The sequence below is a fragment of the Undibacterium sp. TJN19 genome, assembly GCF_049339485.1.
Classification (GTDB): Bacteria; Pseudomonadota; Gammaproteobacteria; order Burkholderiales; family Burkholderiaceae_D; genus Undibacterium.
The window spans coordinates 245,293-260,720 of the sequence record NZ_JBMPPL010000002.1; the positions used below are offsets into that span (position 1 = coordinate 245,293).

The window sequence follows — 15,428 nt, forward strand, 5'->3', positions numbered from 1 at the left end:
TTACATATCATCAGGAGTCGCTCTCTTCGAGACGAAATGCCACATGCACCTTGATTAAATTAACAATAGGTAACACTTCAAATTTTGATTCTCTGATCAGGCTGGGATTTTTTTGAGAAGCCGATTTGATGATCAATAAGCCATCAAAATTCACGTCCATAAATGCGTGCTGTCTGTCAGGCCGCAGTAAGCTTGTAAAGATGAGTGGCAGAATTTTTCAAGCAGAGCCGATTGGTCTGACCAATCGGCTATTTCTTTGTCTGCAAGTGCATCAGCGATGGCAAACTTGCTATTGCGGTCATAAGCACACTACGCTATAAATCGGGAAAGACCTTAAAAAGCTTATGTGAAAGTATCAGCACGAGCAAAAAATGGCTAAATACAAACTGTTGAGACTTTAAAAAGAGAGTGTACCCATGGTTCAAGTTGAACGTCATCAAATAGACGAAACCTCTCTGCGCGAACTGGTAGAAACCCTGCGAACACGCGCTGAAAGTCTGGAGTCAATGGATAAACTGGTCTCCTCGCTTAAGAAGGAAGCCGAACACCATCATCGCCTGACAGACTCCTTGAAGCATGGTTTGGAGCTGGTACAGCAAATAGTCGAAGAGCGCGAAGCCTTCTTCAGTCTGTCACTGGATATGTTGTGCATTGCCACCACCAGCGGATACTTTCATAAAGTCAACCGGGCATTCGAACGTACCCTGGGATATACGCAAGAAGAATTATTGTCGCGTAGCTTTCTTGAACTGGTGCATCCGGAAGATCTTGAAAAGACCCAGCATGAAGTAGAAAAACTGCGCTTAGGTATAGACACCATCAGCTTTGATAATCGTTACCAGCACAAAGATGGTGGTTATCGCTGGTTGAATTGGACTACGCCAGCTCCTATTCCTGGTTCCAATTTTCTGTATGCCGTTGCGCGTGATGTCACCGAACAGCGTCAACGTGATGAACGTACCCTGTATCTGGCTTCGCACGATGATTTAACCGGGCTGGCAAATCGCTGGCGTTTTAACGAAGAACTGAAAGCCAGTTTCGCCAGGTTAAAACGCCATACGAATAGACAATTCGCAGTGCTGGTACTTGATCTGGATCAGTTCAAACCAATCAATGACACTTATGGCCATCAGGCTGGTGACATTGTCTTGCGTGCGATCGGTGGACGCCTGAATGCCATTAAAAGAGAAACGGATGTGTTGTGTCGCCTCGGTGGCGATGAATTTGCCCTGCTTGCACCAGATGCCGATATCACCGAAGCTGGCATGATCGCAGAACGTATGCGTAAGGAAATCATCCGCCCTATCAGTATTGGCGATGCAGACGTGATTGTTGACGTCAGTATTGGTATCGCCTTGGCAGAAGGAGATACCAGTGATGCAAATACTCTGCTCAAATTGGCAGATGAAGCCATGTATGAAGCCAAACGCAATAAGACAAATACCGCGAGGCCTGCCAGGCATGAGTTCAGTTCACACATTCATGTATTCTGAACTACGCGGTTGTTCGCAGCATTGACTCTGTGAATTGATCCATCGCTCATTTCATGAGGAAGATCTTCGTCTGGCCGCAGGTCTTTCAAAGTCCAGTTTTTAGATTCGGATGATTGTTTTAAACTGCATCGCCTTTTTTTGCGGTTTTATGGCTGCCCGAGAGGTACTGTGCATATTTATCAATGGTATTCAGGGAGGTGAGTTCTTGCTTGTTTGTACCCATTGCCGCGTATGAAATAAGTTTCATTTAACTACTGAAGCTGCAGGTTTATTTTCCAGTCTCAAACCTACCGCACTGCGCGCGGGAAAGCCTTTCCAGTAAGTATGATCAGGCTTTGGCTTGCCACTTTCTTCTGTACTCCATTTACCATCGCGGGCATTTTCTATCAGGTTCAGGTAGGTATCCATGCTCCTGTCGTTTTTGAGATATTTCGCCAGGAAGGCAGTGACAAAGTGTTGTGAGATATTGTTCATCCTCGTGTTGTCCCAGACAGCATCTATATAGCTTTCTGCAGGTATTTTCTTCAGGCCTGTGATGGCTGACCATGATTCTTTTGGTGCTGGTATGGGGGCGCCTGCGTTATGGTTGGCGTTTTCAAAGGTCAATAAATAGCGTTGGGCATTGATGCTGTTTTCATAGATATTGCGCACGCCGGGCGCATAGCCTGATACATCGTCAGCACTGCCCGCGATAAAGAAGATGGGCGTGCGTATGGCGGATAAACCTGCGGCATCCCACAAACCCGCATTCCAGCCCCAGGGGGCAAATGCAACTGCTGCCTTGATGCGTTTGTCCTGTGACGCAAGATAGCTGGCATTGCCTGCCTGGCGTATCGCCAGCGCCTTGTCTGGCACGAAGGCGGCGTTGACACTGGCTTCAGTGAGCCCGCCGCCTATGGTATTGACGACGCCATAGCCACCCATGGAATAACCGATCAGGCCGGTATTGTCAGCATTGACGAGACCAGTAAACCTGCCTGTGGCATCACGCTTATTCAGGGCTGCCATCTGGTTTAGTACAAACAACTGATCTAGTGAGCGGTTCAACAAGGTGCTGGAAAAAGCCTTGAGGTCACTGTAAGTGCTGTCAGTATGATCAATCGCCACCACGACATAACCTTTGCTGGCCAGATTTTCTGTCAGATGGCTGAGCAGGAAGCGGTTGCCGGGATAACCGTGTGAGACGATCAGCAGCGGGTAGGGGCCGTGCTGCGTATCTGGAGCCGCATCGCGCACTGCCTGGCCACTCAGGCTGATCTCGGTCTTGCCATCGCGCAGGTAAGTCTGGTATTTGCCACCCGCCGCTTGTTGCGCCTTTAATGTTGCCGGATACCAGACCTCTACCGTCAACGGCCTGTCGTAATACACAGGTTCAGCGCCAGCCTTGCTATTGATGATATCCAGCTGTCTGGGGTTACTCAGGTTCAGGCTGGTGATACCAACTTTATATTGACCATAGGAAGACAGTTCAGGCGCATCTGGTCGTATCTGATCAATACGATTGTCTTGCGCGCTCACCCATAATGGTGAGAGCAGCGTACAGGCAGCGAAGAGTATGTATAGTTTTTTTGATGGCATCACCGGCTTTCACAGAGAATGTTTGATAAATCGGACTTACGCAAAATCGCTCCAAAGCGTTGCAGCTCCTCTCCTAGGAGCCGCGTACTAAATTACTGTCTTCGTCGCTACGGTGTTTTGGGGTTTCAGACAATATGTTGTCCGCCAACGCAACGAACCACCCTTGCAAGGGTGGTTTCCTAAAGCGATAGCCTTGTTGGGACAATTTCGCGTAAGTCCCAATAAATAAAGATGCAGACTAAGCTGTCAGCATACTCCAGATGATAATGAGGGATGATGTCATTATCTGTACTTTGGAAAAGCCAGGCCCAGGTTTTCACGCAAGGTATTGCCCTCATAGCTGCTTCTGAATAAACCGCGCTTTTGCAATTCAGGTACCACCAGTTCAGCAAAATCATCGAAGCCACCTGGCAAATAAGGCGGCATGATATTGAAGCCATCGGCAGCTTCACTTTCAAACCATAGCTGGATCTGGTCGGCAATCGTCTCAGCTGTGCCTATCAGCGTAAAGTGGCCGCGGCCACCGGCGATGCGCAGATACAGCTCACGTATGCTGAGGTTTTCGCCTTGTGCCAACTGTGTCAGTAATTTTTGCCGGCTTTGCTGCCCATCGTCCGTCAAGGGTAATTCTGGCAAAGGTTCATCCAGCGGGTAGGCTGACAAATCAAAATTGCCTATCATGCGGCCCAATAACGCCAGGCCATCCTTGGGCACTACCAAGTCTTGCAGTGTCTGGAATTTTTCCTGCGCTTCTTCCACGGTTTTTCCGACGACAGGAAATAGGCCAGGCATGATTTTCAAACTACCGGCCTGGCGGCCTGCCTGGACTACCCGGCTTTTCAAGTCACGGTAAAAGGCTTGGGCAGATGCCAGATTGGGGTGGGCGGTAAACACCACATCCGCAGTTTCTGCCGCCAGGTTTTTACCCGCTTCCGAGCCACCTGCCTGCACGACGATGGGGTGGCCTTGCGGGCTGCGGCTGACATTCAGCGGACCGGCCACTGAAAAATAATCGCCCTTGTGATTCAGCGTATGTAGTTTTTTCCTATCGAACTGTATGCCTTTTTCTTTATCATTCAGAATGGCGTCGTCTTCCCAGCTATTCCACAAGCCTTGCACTACCTGATGAAATTCTCTGGCCCTGGCATAGCGCTCACCATGTGCTACATGCTCGCTGCGGCCAAAATTGGCGGCTTCGCTGGCATTGTCCGAGGTCACCAGGTTCCAGCCTGCACGGCCTTCAGAGATGCGGTCCAGCGAGGCAAATTTGCGGGCGACGTGATATGGCTCGTTATAGGTCGTGGTGGCCGTGCCTATGAGACCGATATGTTCAGTCACTGCGGCAAGCGCTGACAGCAGCGTCAATGGCTCCAGACCACCAACTCCACTGCTCAGGGCAACACTGTCGGCAAAAAATACTGCGTCGAAGCAGGCACGTTCGGCAGTCTGCGCCAGTTTTTTGTACAGCGCAAACGGATTGCTGCCATTGTCAGCTTGTGGATGCCGCCAGGCCGCCACATGATGGCCGTTATGCAGCAGGAATGCGCCCAGTTTTAATTGACGTGTCGCCATGAGCTCAGAAGTCCTTCCTGAGATTGACGCCAAAATAGCGTTGGTCATCACGTGGTACTGCGCGCGTCACGGTGTTGGTGCCATTCACCAGATTGGTCGCATAAGATTTGTCGCCCAGGTTTTTCGCGATCAGGGCCAGCCGCCAGCCTTTGTCTGGTGCCGACAATGCCACACTGGCATTCCATAAGCCGACGCTGCCTTGTATGGTGGTCGCAGATTGGAACAAGTCATACTGCACTTTACTTTGCCAGCTAAAGTCGCTTGCTACATCCACCTGCAAACCATTGTTGAGCGGTATGGCATAACTGGCGCGGGCAAAAGATTTCCACTTTGGTGAAAACGGCAAGGTCTGGCCATTCAAGTTGCAAGACGCTGCTGCAGCGGCCGGGCAATTGAACTGGTCTATGCGTGCATCGATATAGGCCAGTGATGCGCTCAGGTTCAGGCGGGGTATTGGCCTGGCTTCCACTTCCAGTTCCACACCACGGGTAGATACGTCACCAGCATTAATAAGACGCGTGACAACGGCACCTGCTACTGTGTCATAGAAATTGGCCTGGTAATTGGAATAGTTAGTCTGGAAAGCCGCAACATTAAAGCTTAGTTTGCGGTCTAGCAGCAAGGCCTTGATGCCTACTTCAAATGAATCTGACAGCTCTGGCTTCAAGGCCAGAGTGTCACGGTTGAGCATATTGAAAAATACATTGTAAGCAGGCCCCTTGTAGCCGCGTGACAGGGTAGCATAACTGCTGATGCTTTTGCTGACATCAAATTGCAGACCTATGCGGCCTGAGAAGGCGCTTTCCGTGGTGGAGCCGGCGTTTGCAGTCGCTGGTTGCACGCCCGGGAAGGCAACAGCCTGGGTAGATATGCGCGCATGTTCATAGGCCACTTCATCGCGCGTCCAGCGCAGGCCTGTCAGGAGTTTCAAGTCCGGGCTGAATTTATAATTACCTTCGCCAAACAGGGAATAGCTGTCAGTTTTTACGCTGTAAGGCGCATAGCCGTAATTGATGGCGCTTGGTGAAGTAGTCACGATGCGCTGATAAGTTTCTTCATCCTTGCCATGCAGGTAGTAGGCACCAGCCACATATTCAAAGGCGGCATCTTTAGGTGAGGCCAGCCGCAATTCCTGTGAGAACTGGCTGTAGTGCAAAGTGCCTATATCGCGCGTGGCCGGGAAGGCCGCAATGATACGTGTAGTATCTGCACTATTGCCTATCGCAGATGTTGTGGTTCGCTGTTCATTATCCCACTGTCTTGCCGCAGTAATCGATGTCAAGGTATAGCCCTGATTGCGCCAATCCACCTGAGCTGATAAACCTTTATTGAAATCGGTGATCGCATTCGGCAAATCATAGACAACCTGGCGATTATCCAGTCCCGGCCTGACCGGTGAAATTGCCTGCAGCAGCGGGGTATTGGTGGATTGCAGCACGACATAGGTGGGTGAGCTGCTTGAACGTAGGTAATCTGCAATCACACTGATATCCAGGTCATTATTCGGTGTCAGCAGAAACTTGGCGCGTGCGCCCTTGCGGTCGTAGCCATTCACCTTCTTTTGCGTACTCAGGTTATCGACATTGCCTTCATAGGAACTATCCAGCGCAGTGAATGATGCACTCAATAAATTGGGGGCCAGCGTACCAGAGATGCCTGCGCGCAAGCGTTTTTCATTGCCTTCAAAATAAGAGGCATCAATGAAACCGGTGGTTTCTTTGGAAGGTTTGCGGCTGAGTATATTGAACACACCTGAAGACGCATTTTTACCAAACAGCGTGCCTTGTGGGCCGCGCAACACTTCTATGCGGTCTATATCGAGGAGGTCCAGAGTCGCCTGGCCAGGGCGGGCATATACCACGCCATCCACCACGGTAGAAACCGTAGGCTCAACACCCGGAGAAGTGGAGATGGTACCGATGCCGCGTACAAAAATCGTCGAGTCTTTGTTGCCACCTTGCTGGCGAAAATTCACACTCGGCAATTCAGCAACAATGCTGTCTATGCTGTTGCGATTTGCTTGCTCCAGCAGGTCGCCATTCAAGACAGAAATGGCTACTGGCACTGAGCGTAGAGAAGCTTCGCGCCTGGTTGCCGTGACGGTGACTGATGGCAGTGTTGCCTGCTCTTCAGCCGAAGGACGCGGGCTGCTTTCTTCTGCAGCAACCGTACCCATGCTCAGCGCAGCACCTGCCAGCATGGTGCCCAATAGCTGATAGCGTCGCTGTTGCGACAATTTGTTTTTTGCATTGACTTTCATACGCTTTCCTTTGATTGAAACTTTTTTGTAGTCACTTCGTTGGCTTAGTCGAATTGGTAATAAGCATCGAATTAAATGCAACTTTGTTCATGTAACAGCCGCTGTTAGAATTCGATGGTATCGATACCACTTATTTAGTTTCTGTGATGCCTGTGCATCTCGTCAAAGAATTAAAACAATCATCGATATGTCTTTTAAAAATATGCAGAGATGACTAAAGAAAATAAAGTACGCCAAGGGCGCGGCTCTGGCCGGGCAACTATTCATGATGTGGCGCGGGCTGCCGGGGTGGGTTCCATCACGGTGTCGCGCTATTTCAAGCAGCCTGCGCTGGTCTCGGCTGCGCTCAGCCAGCGCATTGCTGTGGCAGTGAAAAACCTGAACTACCTGCCCAACCTGGCCGCAGGCGGGCTCAAGTCTGCGCATGCGCGCATTGTTGGCATGGTCATTCCCAATATCTCGGGGCCAATTTTTGCGCATACCATACAAAGCTTCAGCGATGTGCTGACTGCGCATGGTTATCAGCTATTGCTGGCATCCAGTTATTTTTCTGTTGGGCAGGAAGAAGCAGCTGTGCGCACTTTCCTGGGCTGGTCACCCGCTGCATTGGTGGTGACGGGGCAATACCATACCAAGGGCACTGTGCAATTGCTCAATGCCGCGAATATCCCGGTGGTAGAAACCTGGGATTACCAGCCGCGCCGCAAATACATGCAGGTCGGTTTTTCACATGAAGAGGTAGGCAAGCAGGCAGCACGCTATCTGCTCAAGAAGGGCTACAATCGCATCGCCTTTGTACAAAACAGCGTTGCCGGTGATGAGAGCGCGATAGACAGACGCGATGGCTATGCCAGCATCATGCGCGAAGCAGGGCTGGAACCCTGGTTCTTTTTACCTACTGCTGCCACACCTTTTGACGCAGGCAAGCAAGCGATGGAAGCATTGGCTACGCGCAAACAAAATGCTGCCGAAGCCATCATTTTTGCCAATGATAACCTGGCAGCCTCAGCCATACTGGCCGGACAAAGAGCAGGCATACGTATGCCTGAGCAATGTGCGATTGTCGGTTTTGGTGACTATGCGATGTCATCCATGCTGTTGCCTAGCCTGACCACCATACGGCCCCCTGCAAAAGAAATAGGTGAAATTGCCGCCTTGCGCATCTTGCAAACCCTGGGTGAAGTAGCGGCCAGTGAAAAGGTACAAAGGCTGAACCTCTTGCAGTGCGAAATGCTGGAACGCGAAAGTGCTTAGTCCCTGATCAACTACGTCTATCCACGACCACGGAAGTGACACATGAAAAAATTCTCCCTTTTTATTCTGTTCAAAATTATTTTATTAATCAGCCTGCCCGCGCTGGCAGCAGATGACAAAATTATTGCCATAGGCTTTCAAAAAGGCAGTGGCTTGCTATCCATCCTGAAGGCCCAAGGTACTTTGGAAAAGACACTTGCTGCGCAGAAGTTGCAGGTAAAGTGGATAGAGTTTCCGGCAGGCCCGCAATTACTGGAAGCCTTGAATGCAGGGAATGTCGATTTTGGTTTGACCGGAGCGCCACCACCGATATTTGCGCAGGCTGCCGGGGTGGATTTGTTGTATGTAGGTGCAGAGCCGTCTTCGCCAGCCTGTGAGGCGATACTGGTGCCTAAAGAATCACCGATCAAGACGGTTGCTGAACTCAAGGGCAAGAAGGTGGCTTTTCAAAAAGGTTCCAGCTCCAATTTGCTGATACTGACAGCCTTGCGCAAGGCTGGCCTGGGCGTGCAAGACATACAGCCGATCTACCTGTCACCGGCAGATGCACGCGCTGCTTTTGTCAGTGGCAATGTCGATGCCTGGATAGTCTGGGATCCTTATTTGGCGTCGGTACAGCGCAGCCTTCCTGTCAGGGTGCTGGCAGATCATCAGGGGCTGCTGCCTGCCAACAGTTTTTATGAGGCATCTCGTCGCCTGTTGGAAAAAAATCCGCAAGCCTTGAATGCCATCCTTGCGGAACTCGCCACTACTGCCGTGTGGGCCAATCAGCATCCACAGCAATTGGCAAGCACGATCGCTGGTCAGCTAGGCATGCCGCTGGAAGTGATCACTACCTGGCAGCAGCGCAGCCGTTATGGTGTCATGCCTGTGAGTGCTGCGATTGTCAGTCGCCAGCAGGAAATTGCTGACCTGTTTTATCAAAATAAACTGATACCAAAGGCGGTCAGGATCAGTGACAAAGCCTGGCTCTGGGTACCCAGGGCAGGTAACTGACTAGCACCAGAAGTGACTGTCACATCTCAGTTCATGCATATCCAGTTTGCCTGGGAAAAACTGGATATGCATCAGGCGAAGAAATCTTAAAAAATGATATCCTTTGCAAGTTACCATTTATGCAGGTCTTCGCCATGCACAGCGATCAAATTGCCACTCTTCTTGAAGACCATAAATTCCTCAGCGCCCCAGGCCAGTTGGGTGGCCTGATTGCAGCGCGTGACTGGTCAACAACATCGCTAGGGCCTATTTCCAGTTGGCCACAAAGCCTGAAGACAGCTGTCAGTCTGATATTGAGTTCACGCCAGCCGATGTGGATAGGTTGGGGAAAAGATATTACCTTTCTCTACAATGATGCTTATATTGAGGTGCTCAGCCTGGCCAAGCATCCGCAGGCGCTGGGTTTGCCCGCTGCCGAGGTGTGGTCAGAGATCTGGGATATTTGTGGCCCACTGGCTGATCGTGTGTTTGCCGTGGGTGAAGCCACCAACGCAGACAATGTACGTTTGTTCATGAACCGTGGCGGTTTTCTGGAAGAGAATTTTTTCTCTTTTTCATATAGTCCAATCCGTGACGAGTCGGGCAACGTCGCTGGCCTGTTTTGTCCCAATCTTGATGTCACCGCAAAACATTTGAACGCACGCCGTTTGCGGACGCTGTCAGAAATGGCAGCAAGGTCCTTACTGGAAAAAACCGTGCGTGCTGCTGCGGACAGTGTCATCGCGGTCCTGGCGGGCAATCCAGACGATATCCCGTTTGCACTGTTGTACCTGAATCATCAAACGCCAGGGCAGCAAGCAGTTGCCACAGGGTTGCAACTCTCGCAGGCAACCGGAATCGCTGTTGAAGATGTTCCTGCCATTATTGCTCTTGATTCAGAGGAGGGTGACGATGCTGTTGTTGGCAAAGTCTCCCTTTCGCTCATACTTGAACGCGCTGTTTCGGCCAGTATGGTCGAAGGCGCATCGCATAAGCTTGAGTTGCCTGCCGGGCAGGCTCTGCTAACTGGTCTTGCAGGACAGCCAGTACGTCAGGCATTGATATTGCCGCTGCTGGTGTCGGGCCTTACTGTTGGCGTGCTTGTTCTGGGCATCAGCCCAGTGCGCAAGCTGGACCATGACTACCGCAGTTTTTTTGACCTGGTTGCTACACAATGTGTTAACGCCCTGCAGAATGCCAGGGCTGCCGAGGAAGAACGCTTGCGACTGGATATGCTGGCTGAGCTTGACCAGGCCAAGACACAGTTTTTCAGCAACGTCAGCCATGAATTTCGCACGCCATTGACACTGATGCTGGGCCCGCTGGAAGAGGCGCTGGAAGAGGCCACCACATTGCCGCCTGCCCAGCGCCAGCGTCTTGAACTGATGCAGCGTAATGCGGTACGCCTGCAAAAGCTGGTTAACACCTTGCTTGAATTTTCTCGTGTGCAGGCAGGCCGGGCAGAGGCTGCTTTTGAACCAGTAGACCTGGCAGCGCTGACTGCGGATCTGGCTAGCAGCTTCCGCTCAACGATTGAAAGCACAGGCATGGCCCTGGTTGTCGATTGTGCACCGCTGACAGAGCCGGTCTATATCGATGTGACCATGTGGGAAAAAATTATCCTCAATCTGCTGTCTAATGCTTTCAAGTTCACTTTTGAAGGTACGATTACAGTCAGCGTGCGTGCTGCGCCAGAGCTGGGAACGGTCACCGTCAGCATTGCAGATACTGGCATTGGCATTGCAGCCGATCAGTTGCCACGCTTGTTTGAGCGCTTCCACCGGATAGAAAGCGCACGTTCGCGCACGCATGAGGGCTCAGGCATAGGTCTGGCACTGGTGCACGACCTGGTGTCGCTACAGGGCGGTACGATCAGAGGTGACAGCGAGCCCGGGCGCGGTACCCGCTTCCAGATTATTCTGCCACTGGGCAGTGCGCACCTTGATCCTGCCCAGATTCGCCAGTCGCGAGAAGGCAGTGCCAACCTGGCCACGACGAGAGCTTATGTAGCCGAGGCAGCAGGCTGGATAGGTGTACCCTTGCAACCCGTTCTGGCTGAAGCAGATGCTACTTCAGCTCCGGCTTCGTCCGAGCGTGTGCTCATTGTTGACGACAATGCGGACATGCGTGATTACTTGATACGCCTGTTGAAGCCGCGTTGGAAAATCGAGGTTGTTGCCAACGGTGTCGAGGCACTTGCTGCCATCAAGAAACAGCGGCCAGACTTGATTGTCTCTGATGTCATGATGCCGCAACTTGATGGTTTTGGCCTGCTGGCCGCCTTGCGTGCCGATGCAACTACGCAAGAACTGCCGGTGTTGCTGCTTTCTGCCCGCGCTGGTGAAGAGGCGCGTCTGGAGGGCTTGCAGGCCGGTGCCAGTGATTATCTGGTCAAGCCATTTTCTGGCCGTGAACTGCTGGCGCGTATCGACGCGCAGTTGCTGCGCCATCGTGTGCGCAGTATAGAAAACAGCGCAACGCGGCGTATGCAAGCCATCTTCAGCCAGGCACCCGTTGCCATCGCTATCCTGAGGGGTGCCCAGCATGTATTTGAGCTGGCTAACGAGCGCTACCATGAACTGGTGGGTCACCGTACATTGATAGGTTTGTCTATTCGCCAGGCATTACCTGAAGTCGAGGGACAACAAATATTTGAACTGCTCGACGCCGTCTATTCCACTGGTGTGCCATATATGGGACGCTCAGTACGTGTTGAGCTCGTACGCGGCAACCCACCTCGACCGGTCGAATGTTATTTTGATTTTGTCTATCAACCACTGTGCGCCGAAGATGGCAGCATAGAGAGCGTAGCAGTAGTGGTATTCGAAGTCACAGAGCTGACCAGTGCCAAGCGGGCGGCGGAAGCAGGCAGTCTTGCCAAGGACGAATTTCTAGCCATGCTCGGCCACGAATTGCGCAATCCTCTGGCGCCGATAGTGACGGCTCTGCAACTCATGCGCTTGCGTGGCGTCGATACCGCCAGGAAAGAGCGTGCCGTCATAGAGCGGCAAGTGCAGCATTTGGTGGCGCTGGTTGATGATTTGCTGGACGTGTCACGTGTCACTCAGGGCAAGATTGAATTGCGCAAGAAAGTGATCGAAGTGGGAGAAGTGGTGGCCAATGCTATCGAAACCATCAGTCCACTCATCGAAGGCAAACTGCATCATCTGACGGTGGATGTCGCTGCTGAGGGCTTGTCCGTGCAGGCAGACCCAGCAAGACTCCGACAGGTAATCGCCAATTTACTCAGCAATGCCGCCAAGTACACTGAACAGGGTGGGCAACTGCGTGTTGCAGCCTGGCGTGAAGGCAAAGACGTAGTGTTGACCGTCAGCGACAATGGTATAGGTATCAGCGCTGCCATCTTGCCAAGCATCTTTGATTTGTTCGTGCAGGAACGTCAGGCGCTAAGTCGTTCGCAAGGCGGCCTTGGACTGGGCCTGGCGATCGCACGCAGCATGATGGCCTTGCATGGCGGCAGCGTAGAAGCATATAGCGACGGTCTTGGCATGGGCAGCACCTTCACCCTGCGTTTGCCGGCTTACGCACAGTTGGAGAGCAGCCTGGCCGAGGCAGAGCCAGGACTGGATGCGCAAAAGGATAGCGTCAGGCATACAGGATTGACTATCCTCATCGTCGACGACAATGAGGATGCAGCAAATGTGCTGCAAGACCTGCTTGAAATACAGGGGCACAGGGTGAAGGTTGTGCTCAATGGACTTGCCGCACTTCAACTGGCGCCGGCATTCAAGCCGGATGTGTGTTTGCTTGATATCGGCCTGCCTGGCATGGACGGTTACGAGCTTGCTGTGCGCTTGCGCCAATTACCAGGCGGCAAAGCGCTGCGCCTGTTCGCAGTGACTGGTTACGGCCAGAGCGAAGACCGTCGCCGTGCAGCCGAGCACGGTTTTGACGAACACTTTGTCAAACCGCTGGACATCGCCCGGCTCAACGCTTTGTTATAAGCCTTTGTTGCCGCTGTAAAGTTACGGCATTGGGAAACGCGGCTCCCTCTGCCGTGTTGTCGAACACGCACCAGATGTGACTGCCAGGTTTTGATAAGGCAGCAATGCGTCGCGATAAATTATTCAGAAAGACCTGGTCATAGCTGGAGTAATACATATGCGGACTGCCATGCAGCCTCAAATAGACAGTGGGCGCTGTGACTGGAAAATCATCCTGTAATACCGTATATCCCGCGATACCTGGATCAGCGGCAACAAGGCAAATCTCATTTTGAAGCAGCAAATCGAACGCCGTACTTTGAAACCAGGTAGGGTGACGAGGCTCCAGCGCAAGCGGGGCATCAGTGAACTGCCTTAACAGGGAAAAAAATTGCTGCACTACTGCGTACTCAAAAGAAAGGCTGGGGGGGAGCTGGATTAACAGACACCCCAGTTTTTCTTCCAGATGCGATACCTCTGCAATAAATTTCTGTAACTCGTCTTCGCAGTTTTTTAAACGCAAAACATGCGTCATGGTTTTGGGTAGCTTGACCGAAAAACGAAATTCATCAGGAACGCTGAGCCGCCATCGCGCATAGGTAGCAGGCAGATGGGGGCGGTAAAAAGATGAATTAATTTCTACGCCTTGAAGAAACTGTGCATAGCGTTGCAGATGTGACAGCGCCGGCTCCTGATTTTTTAAATCGTTCAATTCGCTCTGTAACTGGGGCAGGGACGGGAATTGTCCGGCCAGTTCTTCATTGATCTGGCCAGGCAAAGTCCACCCGGCACAAGCGCAGACAAGAGAAGATGAGGGCTGGTGGGTCATGGCGATATAAAAACGATAAAACAGTATCTTATGACAGGGTAGGCATCTCAAAAAGGAGCTTTATCTGAAAGTTATGTAAGAAATAATGTGGTTAGTGCTGTAAGCACATATAGTCAAAATTAGATAAAAAAAGCCGCAGTCAATGTGGTTTTGATTTCTCCACTATTGACTGCGGCTTCACTGACGCATCAGCCGGTGCAGTAAGACCTTACTGCAAATTACGCATACGCGCGCGCATTGGTTTAAGTACGATGACTGCCATGATGGCGGCCAGTGCATTCATGCCAGCGGCGATGTAAAACACTTCATGCCAGCCTTTATAGGCTTCCACCACATAAACTGACAAGGGCACCAGTAAAGAGGCCGTGCCTTTGGCGGTGTAGAGCAAACCCGCATTGGTGGTGGCAAATTTGCTGCCAAAGGTGTCGCCGCAAGTGGAAGGGAAGAGACTGTAGATTTCACCCCAGCCAAAAAATACCAGGCCTGTCAGCAAGACAAAATAGACCGGGTCTTTACCTAAAATACTTAACGCGAGGATACCTACTGCTTCCATCGCAAAGGCGATGAACATGGTATTTTCACGACCGATATTGTCAGATACCCAGCCGAAGAAGGGGCGGGTAATGCCATTGAAAATGCGGTCCAGCGAAAGCGCAAATGTCAATGCCGGCAAGGTGAAGCCAAGTAATGATACTGGTACATCCGCAATCTTGAAGTCCTTGGCGATAGGGGCGAGTTGTGCCGTAGCGACCAGGCCACCTGCCGCCATCAGGACGAACATCAGGTACATCACCCAGAATACGGGTGTCCTGATCATTTGCTGCCAGGTGAAATCGACCTTGGTCTGGTTGACGTGAGCAGGTGTGGCCACCTTGACGTCTTTTGGTGCGCTCAGCAGGAAAGATAATAAAAATACCACCAGCCCCTGACCCAGGCCAAAATACAGGAAAGCTGCTTCGTAGCCACTGTTCTTGATCACCGATGAAATCGGGATAATGGTCAGTGCTGATCCCATGCCAAAGCCAGCGGCTGTCAGACCCGCCGCCAGCCCACGCCGGTCAGGAAACCATTTGAGTGCATTACCCACGCAAGTGCCATAGACGGCACCAGCACCGATACCGCCTATCGCAGCGGCAATATACAGCAGCGTCAGTGAATCGGCATGTGCATTCATGAACCAGGCGATACCGATCAGCAAGCCGCCAACCAGCACCACTGGGCGCGGGCCGAATTTGTCAACCAGATAGCCTTCCACAGGCACCAGCCAGGTCTCGGTAAATACAAAGATGAAAAATGCGACCTGGATGGCTTTGCGGCCCCAGTGGTATTTTTGATCCAGGGGATCGACAAACAAGGTCCAGCCATATTGGAGGTTGGCGATCATAGCCATGCAAAGGATGCCTAGCAATAATTGTAACCAGCGGTAATGCGGTGCCGTTTCCACTAGGGGGAGTTCTGGCTTGATGGATATTTCCGGAGTCATGCGCCTATCCTTTTTATCAAAATCTAAGGGTTCAATGGAA

9 protein-coding genes are annotated in these 15,428 nt (G+C 51.7%); 4 read left to right on the forward strand and 5 right to left on the reverse strand.

Annotation, left to right across the window (positions count from 1 at the left end):
* Positions 1 to 416: 416 nt before the first annotated feature.
* Positions 417 to 1,493 carry a diguanylate cyclase domain-containing protein gene (locus ACO0LH_RS09360; RefSeq protein ID WP_422940806.1) on the forward strand — a complete coding sequence of 359 codons (1,077 nt, stop codon included), beginning with the start codon at positions 417 to 419 and terminating at the stop codon, positions 1,491 to 1,493.
* Between the two features lie 243 nt (positions 1,494 to 1,736).
* Here ACO0LH_RS09360 and ACO0LH_RS09365 read toward each other — a convergent pair whose 3' ends face one another.
* From ACO0LH_RS09365 to ACO0LH_RS09375, 3 genes are all read right to left on the reverse strand, one after another.
* Positions 1,737 to 3,071 (reverse strand): alpha/beta hydrolase family protein, encoded by a 1,335-nt coding sequence (locus tag ACO0LH_RS09365; RefSeq protein WP_422940807.1) that lies wholly within the window; start codon positions 3,069 to 3,071, stop codon positions 1,737 to 1,739.
* Between the two features lie 282 nt (positions 3,072 to 3,353).
* The gene (locus ACO0LH_RS09370) at positions 3,354 to 4,643 is read right to left on the reverse strand and encodes an LLM class flavin-dependent oxidoreductase (protein ID WP_422940808.1); all 1,290 of its coding nucleotides are present in this window, start codon (positions 4,641 to 4,643) and stop codon (positions 3,354 to 3,356) included.
* A 4-nt stretch (positions 4,644 to 4,647) separates the two neighbouring features.
* Complete coding sequence (locus ACO0LH_RS09375; protein WP_422940809.1) at positions 4,648 to 6,903, reverse strand: TonB-dependent receptor; 2,256 nt, start codon at positions 6,901 to 6,903, stop codon at positions 4,648 to 4,650.
* A 210-nt stretch (positions 6,904 to 7,113) separates the two neighbouring features.
* Between ACO0LH_RS09375 and ACO0LH_RS09380 the strand changes: the two genes are divergently transcribed.
* The 3 genes from ACO0LH_RS09380 to ACO0LH_RS09390 all read left to right on the forward strand — a co-directional run bounded on the left by ACO0LH_RS09380 (position 7,114) and on the right by ACO0LH_RS09390 (position 13,097).
* The gene (locus tag ACO0LH_RS09380) at positions 7,114 to 8,157 is read left to right on the forward strand and encodes a LacI family DNA-binding transcriptional regulator (RefSeq protein ID WP_422940810.1); all 1,044 of its coding nucleotides are present in this window, start codon (positions 7,114 to 7,116) and stop codon (positions 8,155 to 8,157) included.
* A 42-nt stretch (positions 8,158 to 8,199) separates the two neighbouring features.
* A complete protein-coding gene (locus ACO0LH_RS09385; RefSeq protein ID WP_422940811.1) occupies positions 8,200 to 9,153 on the forward strand; it encodes a sulfonate ABC transporter substrate-binding protein in 954 nt (317 codons plus the stop codon).
* Positions 9,154 to 9,287: 134 nt separating this feature from the next.
* Entirely contained in the window at positions 9,288 to 13,097 is a 3,810-nt protein-coding gene (locus ACO0LH_RS09390; protein WP_422940812.1) for an ATP-binding protein, read from the forward strand.
* On the opposite strand, the gene ACO0LH_RS09395 is transcribed toward ACO0LH_RS09390, so the two are convergent.
* Positions 13,081 to 13,905, reverse strand: coding sequence for a DUF72 domain-containing protein (locus tag ACO0LH_RS09395; RefSeq protein WP_422940813.1), 825 nt, complete (start codon positions 13,903 to 13,905; stop codon positions 13,081 to 13,083). The two genes, ACO0LH_RS09390 and ACO0LH_RS09395, sit on opposite strands and share 17 nt — an antisense overlap.
* Positions 13,906 to 14,113: 208 nt before the next feature.
* A complete protein-coding gene (oxlT, locus tag ACO0LH_RS09400) occupies positions 14,114 to 15,388 on the reverse strand; it encodes an oxalate/formate MFS antiporter (RefSeq protein WP_422940814.1) in 1,275 nt (424 codons plus the stop codon).
* Positions 15,389 to 15,428: the final 40 nt, after the last annotated feature.